Genomic DNA, 18249 nt, shown 5'->3' with positions numbered 1-18249 from the left:
AAACGTATTTAAAACCGGTTTTTTTACCGGTTTTTTTATTTTTTAAACTTTAACGCAAGTTTAACTAAAATATTAGTGATTAAATTTCTTGGGGTTGTGATAAATATTTAATTTTATCTCCGAGAAAAGATTTAAATCAAATTATATGAAAAAAATTCTATCGTCAGTTGCGGCAGTTGTTTTAATGTCGTCAATGGCTTTTGCACAGAATATCCCGATGGATCCTTCTGTAAAAACAGGTGTCCTTCCAAACGGAATGAAATATTACATTAAGAAAAACACATTACCTGAAAAAAAAGTAGACTTCAGATTGGCTATCAATGCAGGATCTATTCTTGAAGACGAAAACCAGAGAGGGCTTGCTCACTTTATGGAGCACATGAACTTCAATGGTACCAAAAATTTTCCGGATAATAAACTTGTAGATTTTCTACAGTCTATCGGTGTGAAATTCGGGCAGCACCTTAATGCGTATACAAGTTTTGACGAAACGGTTTACATGCTTCCTGTTCCATTAGATAAGCCGGGAAATCTTGATTCCGGATTAAAAGTAATGGAAGACTGGGCTTTCAACGCTACTCTTACCGATGAGCAGATCAACAAAGAAAGAGGAGTCGTATTGGAAGAGCTAAGATTAGGTTTGGGTGCAGACAAAAGAATGTCTGATAAATACCTTCCTAAAATGCTTTACAAATCTCAATACGCTAATAGATTACCAATTGGTACAAAAGAGGTTTTAGAAAACTTTAAGCCAGATGTGATCAGACAATTCCATAAAGATTGGTACAGACCGGATCTTATGGCGATTGTTGTTGTAGGAGACATTAATGTAGATGAGGTTGAGAAAAAAATCAAAACCAATTTCGGTAAATACAAAAATCCTTCTAAACCAAGAGATAGAAAGGTTTTTGACTTGCCAAACCATAATGAAACTTTAGTCGCTATTGAAACTGATCCGGATGCAACCAATTCGATGGTTCAGTTTATTATGAAAGATAAAGAAGCTTATGCACCGGATGTTACTGTTGAGCAGTATAATCAGAGTTTGGTTGAAAATCTTGCGACAACCATGTTGAACAACAGATTGAGAGAGTTGGTAAATTCAAACAATCCACCGTTTACATTCGGTTCGGTTTATCACGGCGGAACGTATGCAAGAACGAAGGAAGCTTTCCAGGGATTTGCAATGGTAAAAGAAGGAAATCAGGTAAATGCTTTGAAAGTTCTTCTTGAAGAAACAGAAAGAGCAAAAAGATTTGGCTTTACGCAGGGAGAATTAGACAGAGCAAAATCTCAGATCATGTCTAATATGGAAAGGTCTTACAACAACCGCGACAAAACAGAAAGCGATATGTTGGTAGACGAATACGTTAGAAATTTCCTTGAGCAGGAACCAATGCCAGGAATTACATGGGAATATGAAGATACAAAATCTTTCTTACCAACCGTAACTTTGGCTCAGACAAACGATGTGATCAAGAAAATGGTGAAAGAAGACAGCAGAGTAATAGTGATTACAGGTCCTAAAAAAGACAATGTAACCATGCCTACTGAAGCTTTAGTTTTAAAGACTTTTGATGATGTAAAATTAGCTGATCTTAAACCTTACGAAGAAAAAGCGACCATCAAAAATTTAGTAAAACCATTTAAATCTGAAGGAAAAATTGCTAAAACTGAAACCGATGCAAAATTAGGCACAACAACCTGGACTTTAAGCAACGGTGCAAAAGTTACTTTCAAAAAAACTGACTTTAAAGATGATGAGATTGTTTTCTCAGCAAGAAGCTTAGGTGGTAATTCATTATTGAATGATGCAGATTACAACAAAACACAGTTCGCTTATCAGGCTCTTACTGAAGCTGGAGTAAACGGGGCTTCCAAAGCTGATCTTACCAATTATTTAGCTGGAAAACAGGTGATGGTAAATCCATACATCAGCAGTACTTTGGAAGGAATTTTTGGTAGAACAAACCAAAAAGATCTGAGCACCGCAATGGAATTGACTTACGCTTATTTTACAGGTTTAAATTACAGCCCGGAAGCATTTAATGCTTATAAAATGAAGCAGTCTGCAATGTTGGATAATTTATTGTCTAATCCACAGACTTATTTTGCAAGTGAGCATGCTAAATTTACGAATCAGAAGAACCCACGATTCATCGGTATTCTTCCATTGGAAAAAGACTGGGCGGCAACTGATTACAAAAAAGCGTATGATGTTTACAAAGAAAAATTTGCCAATGCAGGAAACTTCCATTTCTATTTCGTAGGAAATATTGATGAGGCGAAATTTAAAAACGAGGTTTTACAGTATATCGCAAGTTTACCGACGACAGGAAAGGCTACAAATTTCAAAGATACAGGTTATAGAGCAATCACAGGAGATCATACGAAAGTATATAAAAAAGGAAAGGATCCTAAGAGTATGGTTCAGATCGTTTTCTCCGGAGAAACTCCATACAATGAAAAGGAAGCGTTGGCTCTTTCAGCTTTAGGTGAAGTGGCTACGATCAAAGTTATCGAGAAACTGAGAGAAGACGAAAGCGGAATCTACGGTGGTGGAGCAAGAGGCGGAATGTCTAAAGTTCCTTATGGTAATTACTCTTTCAGCTTAAGTTTCCCTTGCGGACCTGAAAATGCTGATAAATTAACGAAAAGTGCTATCGCTGAACTTCATAAACTTATCGATAAAGGTCCTGAGCAAAAAGATCTTGATAAGTACAAAGAAGGGGAGATGAATGATTATAAAACAGACATCAAAGATAATAACTACTGGATGAATGCTTTGTCTAAAAACCAATTAGACGGAAGCGACAAGTATGAGATCCTGAATTATCAGGAAAAAGTAAAAGCACTTACTGTAAAAGATCTGCAGGATGTTGCTAAAAAATATCTTACGAAAAACAGAGTTATTGCTACTTTAATGCCTGAAGACGGATGGGAAGCTGCTCCTAAAAAAGAAACTGCTGCAACCGTAAAAGCTACGGCAGTAAAATAATCTTAGTCGATTACATATAATGAAAACCACCGCAGGAATTTTCCTGCGGTGGTTTGTTTTTGTTCTGTTTTTTGAATGATAAGATTCCAAATTTGATAGGATTATCATCCTATCCTTCAGAAAGTCGTCCCTTCGGGACTGAACATGAAAAATTTAAATTCATACATATTCCTATTACGAAGCGTGACCTCCGAATCTTGAATTCAAAATCGAAATTTAAAATCGAAATTTAAAATCGCTAATCCTGGACACTGAATCCCGATTCTCAAATCTCGAACCTTGAATTTAGAATCTCAAATCTCGAATCTCAAATAAACACTATTTTCCATATTCCTTCTTCCATTCCTCCGCAACATCACTCAAAGTAGCATAAAAATCTTCACCGTATTTTCTTGTAAGCGGAGTTTTCAGGAATTTATATACAGGAACCTGTAATTCTTTTCCTAAAGTACAGGCATCACTGCAAACGCTCCATTCATGATAATTTAAAGCAGAAAAAGTAGAATATTCTGTAATTCTGATCGGGTATAGGTGACAGGAAATAGGCTTTTGCCAATCAATTGCGCCGTCTTCATATGCTTTTTCGATTCCACATTTTGTGATGCCTTTTTCATCGAAAGTTACATAAGCACATTCTGCATTTTCAACCATTGGAGTTACGTACATTCCGTCCAATGGATCGGTTGTCCAGGTTCCCTGTTCGTCTAAAGCTTTAATTCCGGCTTCAGTAAGGTAAGGTTTTATTTTATCGTAAATATTTTCTAAAATCACAAGCTCATCTTTGTCGAGAGGAGCTCCGACATCACCTTCCACACAACATGCACCTTTACATTTTGTAAGGTTACAAACAAATTCTTCAGAAAAAATATCTTCAGAAATTAATTTATCGTCTATTTGAATCATAATCTTTAATCTTAAAATAAATTGAAATGAGTTCCTGCCTTAAATGCAATCAAACTGATGATGGTAAGCCATACACAGGCTTCCTGCATCCAGTATTTTGGTAAAAACTTAAACATTCGGCTCAGGATAATCGTTGAAGGAAAAGCTAAAAGTAAAAGGTATTCATAGCTTTTATTCATGTAAAGGATGATGCTTACCAACTGTGCAAGTGAAAATACCAGTAAAAAAGTATATTTATATCTGCTTACAGGGCTTTTCTTATTATAATGTTGAAAATGGTCATATATTGCATAAATCAGCATTAATGCAATCGGAATTAACGGAAATAATTCTGTATAATCGGTCATTACTTTCATTTTTCCGAAAGGAATATAAGCAGTATTCCAGGTGTTGTATTGCATAAAAAACATCACCGAGAAATAACTCAACGTGATCATGATTATGCCTAAAAGAAATCTGAAAATATTTAAACCAACTCTTTCAGAAGTTACAATTAAATGAATCAGAACAAAACACATCATTGGCCAGGTTGTCGGAAGAAATATGAAATTTAATGCTACAATAGAACCAACAAGAACGTAGGATTTTTTTCTCAGATCTTCATCGGTGCTTGTTAAAAGAAGAAGGAGAAACGAATTGGTAAGCAAAGCAACGGCAATTCCGAGGTCGAGATTTCCGTCATAGAGCCCAAAAATAAAAAATGTGTAGAGAAACAAAGACAAATGGGTATTGTAATTCAGTGCAATGGCATTAAAACAAAAATATCCCAAAGCAATTCCCAGAAAAGTAATTCCTGCGATAATTGCTTCATAAGTATTGAAATTCAGTATGTTAAATAATATTACTATAAAAAGAAGAAAACCAATATAAACAGGAATTGAAAAAATATTGCTTTCTTTTGAAAGTAATCTAAACATTTTTTATAAATTTGTGCAAAGTTAATTTAAAAAAGGAAATAATGACGTCTTTCTTTCTATTCTTAAGCGGTGTTTTCAAATGGTCTTTCGGTTTTTTCGATACTTTTGGAAACGTATTAAACTGGATCTTGTTCATCGTATGTTGTGCATTGTTCACATATTGGTGCTATGTATTGGTAGCAACATTGGGTGGTGATAAAGACAAAGACTATTTTTCTCCGACAGAAGGAAAGCATCCTTACTACGATCCTACGATCTATAAAAAAGAAGGTTAATTAATTGGTTATATAGAAAAAGACCGGTCAAATTATTTGATCGGTCTTTTTTATTTATTCTAAAGAAATATTTATTCGTGAATTGGAAGAACCAAAACGGGGATTTTAGAGCTTTTAGTCAATCCTTTCGTTAAGCTTCCTACAAAAACATCATAAATTCCGCTTCTTCCATGTGAACCCATTACAATATAACTTGCATTTTTAAGGTCGGCATATTCCAAAATAATATCTTTGGCGATCCCTTGCTTTAAAATATGCTCACATTCTACATCCTGAGCGAGAACTCTTTGGTTGATCTTGTTTAAAAGTACCAGTTCCTCTCTGATTTCATTTTCTTCAACTTCCGGAAAATACTGGTATCCCATATCTCCGATAGCAAAACCGATGTCTGTTGGTGCAACGTGAATAAGGCAAATTTTACCGTTTACTTCTTTGGCAAATTTTACGGCTCCGTCTATCAGCTGATCTGTTTTTTCTCCAAAATCGACGGGTAGGATAATGTTTATCATAATTTGTAATTTAAGTCTTCTTAAAGGTATGAAAAAAACAGACCAATGTCAAATGATTTTCTATAGGACTCTGATGTCTAAGACTTTTTCGTCTTCAAGATAAGCTTCCAGAATATCGTTTTCAGAAACTTTTCCGACACCTTCCGGAGTTCCGGTGAAAATCAAATCCCCAACTCTCAATGTGAAATACTGCGAAACAAAAGCGATAATATCATCGATACTGAAAATCATATCTTTCGAGTTTCCGTCCTGTACTTTATCCTTATTTTTTAATAATGAAAAATTCAAAGATTCAAGGTTGTAATTTTCTTTTTTGAAGAAATTTCCTACCACTGCAGAACCGTCAAAACCTTTTGCCAGTTCCCACGGAAGACCCTTAGATTTTAAGTCACTCTGCAAATCTCTCGCTGTGAAATCGATTCCCAAACCGATTTCCTCATAATGCTTATGAGCCGTTTCTTTCTGAATGTATTTTCCGCCTTTTGAGATTTTTACCACCACTTCCAGTTCGTAATGTATATCATTTGAGAATTCAGGAATGTAAAAATCGTTTCCTTTCAAAACAGCCGTGTCGGGTTTCATGAAAATTACGGGTTTGTCCGGAATTGCATTTCCCAATTCCTTCGCGTGTTCGCTATAATTTCTTCCTATGCAGATTATTTTCATAATTTATTTTGTTGAATAATTATTCATTACTTATTACTCATTATTAATATTTTTAGAAGCTATTTCCCGCTTTCCACTGTATCTTTCGTGCAATCAGGGCTAATATAGAGTGTTCTCTCCAAAAGTTTGTCATTTCGACGAATGAGAAAACTTATTGTAATTATTCTGATACCACCCCGTCAAAAATTTCTTTGAAATTTTCGCCACCCCTACTTTAGAGGGTAATTCTGCGCACTATTTAAAGAATCTTATTGCGAGGAGTGCATCGAAGCAATCTTAAAAATATTCTCAATCATGTAATCTTCCATCCATCATTCCGCTTCCAACCTATCCATGCTTAAATTTATTCCCGCAATAATAGCAAACGTAGTTTTCGTTCGATAAAATCGAAATTCCAAAGAAGCTTGTCGAGCTGTCATCTTTATACAAATGGTTGGAACCGCATTTCGGACAGACAAAATCAAAACCAGGATTTTCGATTGTGTGCTCCACTTCAAGAGCGAATTTTTCATTTTCCTGATATTCAGTTAAAACTTTCTCAGCGTTTTCAAAATCATTTTCAAAAACCTGAAGCTGAATTCCTCCCACAGCTTGTGAAAGCAGCCAATCTGACTGAATCAGTTGTTCGTTGGCGATAAAACTGTTGATACCATTTTCGGCAAGAATCTGCTTGTCACGATTGGCTTCAAGAGCTGTTTCGTAGAATTTGAATTTAACTAAATTGTTCATACTGAAATTATTTTACCGCAAAAGAAACAAAGAATGTGCTGAAAATAAAATTACAAAAGTTGACAAAAAAATGTACTTATTGTTTTGTGTGCTTTGAAATACTTTTTAGCGGATAAAAATCTTTTGCCTCTTTTGCGGTTAAAAAGATTAAAACTTACTCGAAAGCTGAATTTTTGTGAAGACTTTCTTCGTATATAAAGGGAAATCTGCATTTTGCAGCCACCCGAAATATCCCAGATCTTTCTGGAAAACTTCTTTTACAACCTGACCTTTATATTTTCCGAAAGCAAAAATTTCCTGGTTTTTTGCGTTGTAATGAATCATTCCTGCTAAATCGGCAAATTTATTTTGGGTTGAAAATTCGCTCAATTCAGCAACTTCATTAGAAATGTCATCGTATTTTCCAACTTGTGCATCCAGAACCTCAAAAGTCGCCAAAACATCGGCTTCTGCAGAATGCGCATTTTCTAAAGTTTTTCCGCAATAAAATTGATAAGCCGCACTCAGGTTTCTTGGCTCTTTTTTGTGGAAAATTGTTTGTGCATCGACCAATTTGAATTTATTTAAATCAAAATCAAAATCTGCGCGCAGCAATTCTTCAGCCAACAAAGGAACATCAAACCGATTGGAGTTGAATCCACCCAAATCTGCTCCGGAAATCATTTCAACAATTTTCGGCGCAATTTCCTTAAACGTCGGCGCGTCTTTTACATCTCCATCATAAATTCCGTGAATCTCGCTACATTCTTTCGGGATTGGAATTCCCGGATTCACTTTCCAGGTTTTGCTTTCTCTTGAGGAATCAGGATTTACTTTTAGAATACAGATTTCAACAATTCTGTCTTTTCCAACGTTAGTTCCGGTTGTTTCAAGATCGAATATGCAAAGAGGTTTATAGAGTTTTAAGTTCATTTTTTATAATTTGAAAATTTGAGAATGTGTCAATTTGTGAATGAAAACTTCAGGTTTCCATCTTCTTACTTTAATTGTTTCTGAAAGATAATTGAAATTAAGATATAATAAATAATTACTAATGGAATTCCGACAGTTTTAAATATAATCAAAATAAGAATTGCACCAATTAGTAAGGCTACTTTTGGATAATTATCCTGCAACTTCATTGATTTAAATTTCATGGCAATCATTTTGATGGGACTGACTAAAAGCCAAGATGAAATTGCGGTTAAAATCAATAAGTAACTTTCATTTTCAAATAAAAAACTGAAAGCAGAAGATTCTTTATGTGCTAAATATAAGCCAAAAATCAAGATGGTATTTGAAGGGGTGTTCAAACCCTTAAAATAATATTTCTGATCCTCATCCAGATTAAAAATTGCCAGTCTTAAACAAGAAAAAAGTGTAATAATAAACCCAAAATAAGAAATCCAACGCTGTTCTTTGAGAAGTAAATATCCGTAATCTATAAAATTTAAAGAATTGCTATTCTCAACTTCGAGAAGAGAAACAAAAATTGTTAATCCGGGAATCAATCCGAAACTTACCATATCTGCCAAAGAATCGAGCTGAGTTCCCAAATTGGAATTGGCTTTTAAGGCTCTCGCTACAAATCCGTCGAAAAAATCTAAAATCAAGGATAAAATAATACAGATCGCAGTCGTCTGATAATCGCCTAAAATCAAATGTACAGCACCAACGCAACCCGAAAAAAGATTTCCCAAAGTAATGGCATTTGCCAGATTGTTTTTTATGAAATTCATAGCAGCAAAATTACATTTTTTAAAAATTTTAACCTTAATTAATATGAACTAAAAATTATAATCCTGTGAAATCGCTGTAACTAACAGTGAAATATGAAGGCAATATAAATTGGCGATTGCATATGGCCATTAAAAAAAATAAATATCTACATATGAATTTAGCTTAAATTTGCGCAGCAAATTTGTTATCAGTCAAAATTTTAAAGTAAAGTGACGCCTGATAACGTTACATCTTTAAAAGCAATTATACAGACAAATGAAATTTTTTAAAGAATTCAGAAAAGAAGAAGTTCTGGTTTTATGCTACAGAATTTTCTTGACTTTTGTATTTTATCAGATCGCAAGACTTTTGTTTTGGTTTTTCAATAAAGATTTAATAAAAGTAGACAGTATTTCGGATTATCTGAGTCTGGCTTTTCACGGTGTTGCATTTGATCTTACGGCAATTCTTTACGTTAACGTTCTGTTTATTTTTTTAAGTTTAATTCCGATTGTCATCAATACCAAAAAAGGGTATCAGAAATTTCTATTCTGGCTGTATTTTATCACCAACGGAATTGCTTATGCCATGAATTTCGGGGATTTTATTTATTATAAATTTTCTCAGACGAGACTCACTTCGGCAGCTTTTCAGGTGGCAAAACATGAGACCAATATTATGAAGGTTTTTACAGCTTCTACCAAAGAGCATCCTTTTGTGATCTTGTGGTTTATCGCTTTAATTGCTTTATGGGTTTTTCTTTATAAAAGATTTAAAATTGAATATAAAAAACCGGTAAAGCTTGTTCCTTACTTTATATTGTCGATTCTTACTTTATGTGTTTCCGCAGTTTTAATTGTTGGCGGAATCAGAGGGGATTTTAAACACAGTACAAGACCTATTAATTTAGTAGATGCCAATAAATTTGTAAAAACTCCGCTTCAGGGAAATATTGTGCTGAATTCTACTTTTTCTTTCTTCAGAACGCTAGGAACGAATAATTTCAGGGAAGTTCAATTTGTTGATCAGAAATTTATCGATGAAAATATCAATCCATATAAAACGTATGAAAGACAGGTTGACGGTAAACCGAATGTGGTAATTTTCATTGTAGAGTCTTTCGGAAGAGAATATTCAGGAGCTTTTAATAAAGATAAAAACATTAAAGATTATGTTTCTTATACTCCATTTATTGATAGTTTAGCGAATGAAAGTCTCATTTTTCCGAATACTTTTGCCAACGGAAGACAGTCTATCCATGGAATGAGCAGCATTTTAGCAGGAATTCCGAGTTTAACTGATGCTTTTACAAGTTCGCCTTATTCGAATCAGAAAATTCAGTCGATTGTTTCGGTTTGTAATGATATGGGGTATGATACCTCATTTTATCACGGGGCACCCAATGGTTCTATGGGATTTTTAGGTTTCGGAAATATTTTAGGTTATAAACATTATTATGGCAAAAACGAGTATAATAATGACAAAGATTTTGATGGAATGTGGGCAATCTGGGACGAACCTTTCTTACAATATTTTGCAAAAAACGTAGGCAAAACACAGCCTTTTATGGCAACTGTTTTTACGGCTTCATCACATCATCCGTTTAAAATACCTGAAAAATACAACGGAAAATTCAAAAAAGGTAAAGTAGAAATGCACGAGCCGATGGAATATACCGATTATTCGATCAGAAAATATTTTGAAACGGCAAAAAAACAACCGTGGTTTAAGAATACGATTTTCGTATTTACGGGCGATCATCCAAACCAGATTTATTATTCTGAATACGAGAAGGCAATGAACCGTTTTGCTGTTCCGCTGATTTTTTATTCTCCAAATCCTGAATACAACCTGAAAGGAGTAAATCCTGAATTTGCACAGCAGATTGATATTTATCCGACTCTGGCAGATTTAATCGGTTATAATAAAAAAATAAGAAGTTGGGGTAGAAGCTTATTGAGCGAAAAAAAATATCCGTATCTCATCGTTAATTCAGATGGAACTTCAGAACAGTTCATTATCGGAAATTATATTTACAGGTTTGATGGTAAAAATATTACAGGAATTTATGAGAAAAATGATTTAGGTTTTGAAAATAATCTTAATGATAAAATAAAATCTCCTGAAACCGAAAAAGGAAAACAGATGGCAAAAGCCTGGTATCAGGATTATATGAATCGTGTGATCAACAGAAAACTGAATTAATGGTAAGACTGTTTAATTTTAAAATCAATCAAATCTTCTGTGATGTATGCAAAGGATAACAAAAATGTTGGTGTGTTTAAAATTTATGTCTATTTTTAACTAATTAAGAATTTAAGAATCTTATAATTAAAATTAAACTCTATAATATGAAAAAATTATTAGCAACATTTGTACTTTCATTATTCAGTGTGATGTCTTTTGCACAGATCGAAGGAAAATGGAAAACCATAGATGATGAAACAAAACAGGCAAAATCTATCGTAGAAATCTACAAAAAATCTGACGGTAAATATTACGGAAAAGTATCTCAGTTATTGATAAAACCCGCAGATCCTAACTGTACAAGCTGTAAAGATGACAGAAAAGGTAAGCCAATTTTGGGAATGGAAATTATCCGAGGTTTGGCAAAAGACGGTGACGAGTTTACCGGAGGAACGATTACAGATCCTAAAACGGGTAAAACTTATAAATGTACTATTACAAAAAGTGGAGATAAGCTGAACGTAAGAGGTTATATGGGAGTTTCTATTTTAGGAAGAACGCAAGTTTGGCAGAAAGTGAACTAATCAGTTTAAAATAACATTAAATATAGGCAACTCAGCAATGAGTTGTCTTTTTTTTATGTAATTATCTGTAACGAAAAATAAAATTGTATACATATAAAATATGAGTTCAGATTTGGAGAAAAAATTTATTGATGTTTTTAAAGAAAATCAAAGAATTGTACATAAAATATGTAGAATTTATACGAATAATTCTGAAGATCATGAAGATCTTTTTCAGGAAATCACGATACAACTGTGGAAATCTTACGCAGGTTTCAGAGGCGAATCTAAATTTTCTACCTGGATGTATCAGGTGGCTTTAAATACAGCAATGACATTATCTAAAAAAACTAAAAAACATCAGTTCCAACAAGTTGATATTAATGTTTCGTCTTTAAAAATAAAAGAAGAATCTTATGAAGATGATGGATATAAACTCAAAGAAATGTATCAGCACATTTATAGCTTATCTAATATTGAAAAAGCATTAATCATGATGTATCTTGATAATAAACCTTTTAAAGAAATAGGTGATATTTTGGGAATTACAGAAGGAAATGCAAGAGTAAAGATGAATAGAGCTAAGAATAATTTGAAATCAAAAATAAATGCAAAGTAAGATGGATGAATTAGAACTTTTAAAAGAAGATTGGAGTAAAAACAAAAATGAATTTAAAAATTACTCTGCAACAGAAATATATTCAATGATTAAAGAAAAATCTATTTCTGTTACCAAAAATTTACTTATAATTGGCTTGATAGAAGTGATTTTATGGTTTATAATTGGTTATATTGACAGTGAGTTTCCTTATTTTAGGATTGGATTATTTACTGTGTTTTTTATTTTAATTATTTATTCATTCAAAAAAATAAAGGTTAGTCAAAATTCTATTTCGTTGATGAGGAATATTTTAAATTTAAGAAAAATGGTCTTGGGATATGCGTTAATTTCATTTTTAGCGATTGTTGTAGGTAATATTGTTAATTTTAAACATAATACACAGGATTTTATGGCAGGTTATCTAGATGGAAAAAGAAACGGAACTTTTAATGTAACTAATCCCGATTCTTTAACTCCTGAATTAATTAATTATGCTGCTTTTGCAATTGTATTGATTATGGTTGTGTTTTTCTTGTATTGGATTTATAAAAATACCTATGGTAAAATTTTGATTAATCTCAAAAACAATTATCAAGAATTAAACAAATCTTAATATCACGAAGATTAATGAAAGGGTTTCTTCAATGAGTTGTCTTTTTTGTGATGTAAATAATAAATAATTACTATTTTTGTACTCTAAATTTTTCAAATAAATATGGCAGAATATACTTTTCGTGAGGTAATTGCACAGGCAATGAGCGAGGAAATGCGTAAAGACGAATCCATTTTTCTAATGGGAGAAGAAGTAGCAGAATACAATGGTGCATACAAAGCTTCTAAAGGAATGTTGGATGAGTTTGGTGCTAAACGTGTAATCGATACACCTATTGCAGAGCTTGGTTTTTCAGGTATCGCTGTTGGTGCAGCAATGAATGGTAACAGACCGATTGTAGAGTATATGACATTTAACTTTGCGCTTGTAGGGATCGATCAGATTATCAACAATGCTGCAAAAATCCGTCAGATGAGTGGTGGTCAGTGGAACTGTCCTATCGTTTTCCGTGGTCCTACGGCTTCTGCAGGTCAGTTGGGAGCAACGCACTCTCAAGCTTTTGAAAACTGGTATGCAAACATTCCTGGTCTTAAAGTAGTGGTTCCTTCAAACCCTTATGATGCGAAAGGATTATTAAAAACAGCTATTCAGGATAATGATCCTGTAATCTTCATGGAATCTGAGCAGATGTATGGCGATAAAATGGAAATTCCTGAAGAAGAATATTATTTGCCAATCGGTAAAGCGGATATTAAAAGAGAAGGTACTGATGTTACTTTGGTTTCTTTTGGTAAAATCATGAAACTGGCTATTCAGGCAGCTGAAGATATGGCTAAAGAAGGTATTTCTGTAGAAGTTATCGATTTAAGAACGGTTCGTCCTTTAGATTTCGATACTGTTTTAGCTTCGGTGAAGAAAACAAACAGATTGGTTATTTTAGAAGAAGCTTGGCCGTTTGGTTCAGTATCTTCAGAGATTACCTATATGGTACAGCAAAAAGCGTTTGATTATCTGGATGCACCGATCAAGAGAATTACAACTCCTGATGCACCTGCTCCATATTCATCAGCTTTATTTGCAGAGTGGTTCCCGAAACTTGAAAAAGTGAAAGAGGAAATCAAAAAAGCAATGTACGTTAAATAATTTGTAAGCGATTATAGAGAAAAACTTCCGAAAGGAAGTTTTTTCATTTATATAATGCATGACTAATATGACGCTGCATCATAAATTTAATATAAATTTGCGCTTTTAAAAAAATAATTCGCTGACATGGCAGAAGTTACAGAAGGAGGTCATCACTTCGACCTTAAGAAACTTTCATTTGTGGGAGTCATTGTTTCTCTCGGAATCGTTTTCGGGGATATAGGAACCTCACCGCTTTACGTAATGAAAGCGATTGTCAATGCAAGAAATCAGGGTGCTACAATGCCTTTCGAGACTTATATAGAAGGAGCGCTTTCTTGTATTATCTGGACGCTGACTCTCCAGACCACCTTAAAGTATGTTATTATTGCCCTAAGAGCAGATAACCGTGGTGAAGGTGGTATTTTAGCATTGTATTCTTTAGTCAAAAAGCTAAAAAAGAAATGGCTCTATGTCGTCGCAATTATCGGAGCATCAACCTTGGTTGCAGACAGTGTTATCACACCATCTCTTACTGTAATGTCGGCCATTGAAGGGCTTAAAATCTACAATCCAGAGACACCGGTTGTCATTATAACGCTCTTTATCCTCTTTATTGTTTTTGTAGTACAACAATTCGGAACAGCTTCTATTGGGAAGTTTTTCGGTCCTATCATGGTAACCTGGTTCTTAGTATTAGGAATTTTTGGTTCGATTCATATTGTAGATCATATTGAAATTTTAAAAGCATTCAACCCGATGTATGCGTATAATCTGATTACGCACTCGCCAAGCGCAATCGTTATCATGGGAGCGGTTTTCCTGTGTACAACAGGAGCTGAAGCATTGTATTCAGATTTAGGGCATTGTGGTGCTAAAAATATTCGTGTAAGCTGGGTTTTTGTTAAAGTTATGCTGATCCTGAACTATTTGGGACAGGGTGCCTGGTTGCTTGATAATTACCAGAAAGTTTTCACCGGAGTAAATCCTTTCTTCGGAATCATGCCTGAATGGGCAGTTTTACCGGGAGTAATTTTGGCAACTGCGGCTGCGATTATTGCAAGCCAGGCTGTAATTACGGGTTCTTTTACCATGTTTTCTGAAGCCATGTCCATATCTTTCTGGCCTAATCAGCATATTGAATATCCTTCAGGAGTAAAGGGACAAATGTATATCCCGAGAATCAACTGGGGATTGATGTTTTTCTGTTTTATTGTGGTTATTTTCTTCCAGAAATCCGAACATATGGAGGCGGCTTATGGTTTAACGATTACCATTACGATGTTGATGACCACCATTTTGCTTACATTCTGGCTGAGCCGTACAAGAATGAATAAAGTTTTCATTTTTGGTTTTGTTGCGGTTTATTTGTTTTTAGAATCAGGATTTTTCTATGCCAATGTGATCAAATTCTTTGATGGAGGATGGTTAACGATGGTTCTGGGTGGTTTTATTGCGGTTTGTATGTACGCTTGGTATAATGGTAGATTACTGAAAGCTAATTTTACAAGCTATGTGAAAATCGATAAATACGTCAACATTATCAAAGACATGAAGCTGGATGAAACAATTCCGAAATACTGTACCAATCTTGCTTACCTTAGCCGTGCTAAACGTAATAACGAAATCGAATCTAAAATTATTTATTCGATTATAAAAAAACAGCCAAAAAGAGCCGATCATTATTTTATTTTGAGTATTGTAAACCAGGAAGATCCTTATACTTTCAAATACAGTGTAGATGAAATTTTGCCGGGAACGATCTATAAAATAAATTTCCTTTTAGGTTTTAAAGTAGATCGTAGGATCAACGATTATTTCAATATGGTTCTGAAAGATCTTATGGCAGACGGAACTATTCCTTCACGAAGCAGTCATCCGTCTTTAAGAGCACACAATATCCCGCCGGATCTGAAATATGTGATCATAGATAACACCTATATCAATGATATTCTTTTGACGGTAAAACAAAAAATTACGTTAAATATTTACAATTTTGTTAAATATATTGGTAGCGATGATTTCAAATCTTGGGGTGTTACATCGCATAATGTTATCGTAGAATCGGCTCCACTAACGGAAGAAACGATCTCAAGCAGCAAAATACAGCAGTCGGAATTTTTAAGGCATAATTCTTAAGGTAAATTTTGGGAGACTGAAATGGATCATATTGATTTAAATAAAAATCAATAAATTTGTAAGATAAATTTTTTGATGGATACTTTACAAAAAGAAAAAAATATAACTTTAATTAAAGACGTTTTACGAAATTACCTGCTTGAAAAAGGCTTTCGTAATACGCCTGAACGATACACTATTTTGGAGGAGATCTATAATATGGATCATCACTTCAATGTAGACGATCTGTATCTTTTGATGATGCAGAAAAAATATCATGTCTCGAAAGCAACAATCTACAACACGATAGAGATTTTCCTTGATGCGGGATTGATCCGTAAACACCAGTTTGGAGAAAAAACGCTGACTTCATCTTCATATGAAAAGTCTTATTTTGATAAGCAGCACGATCATTTGGTGATTTACAAGAAAGATTCTGATAAGGAAATTGAAGAGATTATCGAGTTCTGTGATCCTAGAATTCAGGGAATTAAAGAAGCAATAGAAGGAGCTTTTGGCGTAAAAATTGATTCGCATTCGCTGTATTTTTATGGCACTAAGAATGATTAATTAATGAGACTGATTCTTTTTCTCTTCCTATTTTTTTCCTCTTTCGCTTTGGCTCAGGTTAATCCTAAACCTGCGCAGCGTGATGCTTATTTACAAAATCCTGTAAAAAATCAGCCGCAGAAAAGTAAACCTGCACAAAAAGTAAGAATCATCCATGCCGATGAAATTATTAAAGATCCTGCACAATATGATGGAAATCAATATTTGAAAGGAAATGTTCAGATCGAACATCAGGGTTCTATACTTTCAGCAGATGAAGTCATCAGATACGAAGAAGAAAACTTCATCAGAGCAATTGGTAATGTAAAGCTTCAGAATTCTGATGGTTCTGTCATCACCTCTTCAGAAATGGAGTACGACGGAAATACTCAAAAAGGGGTTGCCAAAAAAAATGTGGTTCTTACCGATCCTAAAGGTACTATCATTAAAACCGAAACCATGTATTACGACAGGGTTTCCAATCAGGCTTATTACAATACGGGAGGAACCATTTTTGATGGAAAAAGTACAACGTATGCAAAGACCGCAACCTATTTCCTTACAACCCGTACCATTGATCTTACGGGAAGAGTAAAAATTGTAGATAAAGATTATACTTTGGAAGGAGATAACGTAGTACAGAATCAAAATACCAACATTGTTACCATCAATGGTTATACTACGATTACCAACAATAAAAATCCCAAAAACAGAATTATTACCGAAAAGGGGACGCATAATATGAATACCAAAGAATCTTTTCTGACGAAAAATTCAAGGATTTACTATAATGATAAGATTCTTACCGGTGATGAGATGTATTATAACCAGCTGACCGGTTTTGGAAAAGCCACAGGAAACGTGACGCTTGATGATCCTTTAGAAAAAAGATATATTAAAGGAGGTTATGGTGAAATCTTCGAAAAGAAAGATTCTTCAATGATGACAAAATCACCTTATGCGGTAAAGATTCTTGAGAAAGATTCTATTTATTTTGCTTCAGAGAAGATCCTGTCTTACCAGAAACCTGATACGGCAGATATTACCAAAAAGAAAAGTTATCTGAGAGCTTTCAAAAAAGCAAGGATCTACAAATCTGATGCACAGGGAAGAGCAGATTCAATAGCATTCAATGAAACGGACGGAATTTTGCACATGTACACCGATCCTATTTTATGGAGTGGTGAAAAGCAGGTTACAGGAGATAAAATTGAAGCTTACTTTAATACGGAAACAGAAAATATAGACTCTTTAAAAGTTATAGGAAACGGTTTGGCTATTGCTAAAGTAGATTCTCTTAATCTTATTGATGAATTTCATCAGGTGAAAGGAAATTTGATGACTGTTTACTATGAAGGTAAAGACATTAAACAGATTAAAGTTATAGGAAATGCACAGTCTATCACGTATGCAGATGATTATAACGAAAAGACAAAAGTGAACGAAAGAATAGGAATTACGCTTTCAAGCTGCGGAATCATTGGGGCTCTTTTCGAAGAGAATAAAGTTCAGATCATTTCTTGCAGCATTGGCGCCACTGATGAAACCTATCCGATGAGTATGATTGCTCCTGAAAAGAAAAAGTTTCCTGATTTTAACTGGAATACCAAAGACCGAATACGGAAATGGCAGGATATTCTTGTCGATTCTCCAAATAATGAAGAAATTAAATACGAGCCCAATGATGCTCTTTACAACAAAGTAAAAGAAGCGGAAGATAAGGAAAAGGCAAAAGAAGAAGCCAAAAAACCAAAAAGGGTAAGAAAATAAAAAAGAGATCAGTTTTTAAACTGGTCTTTTTTAATACTTATAATTTCCCTATTCATCAAATCTTCTTTAGCTTTGCCTAAAATTTTTCAGA

At 34.0% G+C, this 18249-nt stretch carries 17 protein-coding genes; 10 read left to right on the top strand and 7 right to left on the bottom strand.

All coding sequences use genetic code 11. The features are described 5' to 3' along the window. Window positions 1–145: 145 nt before the first annotated feature. Window positions 146–2998 carry a M16 family metallopeptidase gene (locus BM371_RS16305; RefSeq protein WP_034673204.1) on the top strand — a complete coding sequence of 951 codons (2853 nt, stop codon included), beginning with the start codon at window positions 146–148 and terminating at the stop codon, window positions 2996–2998. A gap of 318 nt (window positions 2999–3316) precedes the next feature. Here BM371_RS16305 and BM371_RS16300 read toward each other — a convergent pair whose 3' ends face one another. Beyond that, window positions 3317–3901: a DUF3109 family protein gene (locus BM371_RS16300; RefSeq protein ID WP_034673206.1), complete on the bottom strand. Its 585-nt coding sequence runs from the start codon at window positions 3899–3901 to the stop codon at window positions 3317–3319. An 11-nt stretch (window positions 3902–3912) separates the two neighbouring features. Continuing rightward, window positions 3913–4818, bottom strand: coding sequence for a DUF6427 family protein (locus BM371_RS16295; protein WP_034673209.1), 906 nt, complete (start codon window positions 4816–4818; stop codon window positions 3913–3915). A 41-nt stretch (window positions 4819–4859) separates the two neighbouring features. Between BM371_RS16295 and BM371_RS16290 the strand changes: the two genes are divergently transcribed. Beyond that, the gene (locus tag BM371_RS16290; protein ID WP_034673211.1) at window positions 4860–5093 is read left to right on the top strand and encodes a hypothetical protein; all 234 of its coding nucleotides are present in this window, start codon (window positions 4860–4862) and stop codon (window positions 5091–5093) included. A 71-nt stretch (window positions 5094–5164) separates the two neighbouring features. Here the strand turns inward: BM371_RS16290 and BM371_RS16285 are convergent, their stop codons facing one another. The 5 genes from BM371_RS16285 to BM371_RS16265 all read right to left on the bottom strand — a co-directional run bounded on the left by BM371_RS16285 (window position 5165) and on the right by BM371_RS16265 (window position 8715). Further along, window positions 5165–5602, bottom strand: a complete 438-nt coding sequence (locus BM371_RS16285; RefSeq protein WP_034673214.1) for a universal stress protein — start codon at window positions 5600–5602, stop codon at window positions 5165–5167. A 60-nt stretch (window positions 5603–5662) separates the two neighbouring features. Continuing rightward, complete coding sequence (locus BM371_RS16280; RefSeq protein ID WP_034673216.1) at window positions 5663–6268, bottom strand: fumarylacetoacetate hydrolase family protein; 606 nt, start codon at window positions 6266–6268, stop codon at window positions 5663–5665. 327 nt (window positions 6269–6595) lie between these two features. Next, window positions 6596–6997: a putative signal transducing protein gene (locus tag BM371_RS16275; RefSeq protein ID WP_034673218.1), complete on the bottom strand. Its 402-nt coding sequence runs from the start codon at window positions 6995–6997 to the stop codon at window positions 6596–6598. Between the two features lie 147 nt (window positions 6998–7144). Further along, window positions 7145–7909, bottom strand: coding sequence for a 3'-5' exonuclease (locus tag BM371_RS16270; protein ID WP_034673221.1), 765 nt, complete (start codon window positions 7907–7909; stop codon window positions 7145–7147). Window positions 7910–7974: 65 nt separating this feature from the next. Further along, on the bottom strand, window positions 7975–8715 hold the full coding sequence (locus BM371_RS16265; protein ID WP_034673223.1) for a CDP-alcohol phosphatidyltransferase family protein: 741 nt from the start codon (window positions 8713–8715) through the stop codon (window positions 7975–7977). A gap of 256 nt (window positions 8716–8971) precedes the next feature. Between BM371_RS16265 and BM371_RS16260 the strand changes: the two genes are divergently transcribed. From BM371_RS16260 to BM371_RS16225, 8 genes are all read left to right on the top strand, one after another. Continuing rightward, on the top strand, window positions 8972–10900 hold the full coding sequence (locus tag BM371_RS16260; RefSeq protein ID WP_051882538.1) for an LTA synthase family protein: 1929 nt from the start codon (window positions 8972–8974) through the stop codon (window positions 10898–10900). A gap of 146 nt (window positions 10901–11046) precedes the next feature. After that, window positions 11047–11466 (top strand): DUF2147 domain-containing protein, encoded by a 420-nt coding sequence (locus BM371_RS16255; RefSeq protein WP_034673226.1) that lies wholly within the window; start codon window positions 11047–11049, stop codon window positions 11464–11466. A 100-nt stretch (window positions 11467–11566) separates the two neighbouring features. Next, the gene (locus BM371_RS16250) at window positions 11567–12064 is read left to right on the top strand and encodes an RNA polymerase sigma factor (RefSeq protein ID WP_034673229.1); all 498 of its coding nucleotides are present in this window, start codon (window positions 11567–11569) and stop codon (window positions 12062–12064) included. Between the two features lies 1 nt (window position 12065). Beyond that, window positions 12066–12659 carry a hypothetical protein gene (locus tag BM371_RS16245; RefSeq protein ID WP_034673231.1) on the top strand — a complete coding sequence of 198 codons (594 nt, stop codon included), beginning with the start codon at window positions 12066–12068 and terminating at the stop codon, window positions 12657–12659. Window positions 12660–12761: 102 nt separating this feature from the next. Further along, window positions 12762–13742, top strand: a complete 981-nt coding sequence (locus BM371_RS16240) for a pyruvate dehydrogenase complex E1 component subunit beta (RefSeq protein ID WP_034673234.1) — start codon at window positions 12762–12764, stop codon at window positions 13740–13742. Between the two features lie 126 nt (window positions 13743–13868). Further along, the gene (locus BM371_RS16235) at window positions 13869–15860 is read left to right on the top strand and encodes a KUP/HAK/KT family potassium transporter (RefSeq protein WP_034673235.1); all 1992 of its coding nucleotides are present in this window, start codon (window positions 13869–13871) and stop codon (window positions 15858–15860) included. A gap of 75 nt (window positions 15861–15935) precedes the next feature. Next, window positions 15936–16409: a Fur family transcriptional regulator gene (locus BM371_RS16230; protein WP_034673237.1), complete on the top strand. Its 474-nt coding sequence runs from the start codon at window positions 15936–15938 to the stop codon at window positions 16407–16409. Window positions 16410–16412: 3 nt separating this feature from the next. Next, window positions 16413–18158 carry an OstA-like protein gene (locus tag BM371_RS16225; protein WP_034673238.1) on the top strand — a complete coding sequence of 582 codons (1746 nt, stop codon included), beginning with the start codon at window positions 16413–16415 and terminating at the stop codon, window positions 18156–18158. Window positions 18159–18249: the final 91 nt, after the last annotated feature.

Origin of the sequence: Chryseobacterium formosense (assembly GCF_900116415.1) — a bacterium.
Lineage (GTDB): Bacteria > Bacteroidota > Bacteroidia > Flavobacteriales > Weeksellaceae > Chryseobacterium > Chryseobacterium formosense.
The sequence above is the reverse complement of the archived record's forward strand: the minus strand, read 5'-3'. Positions and strand labels throughout refer to the sequence as shown.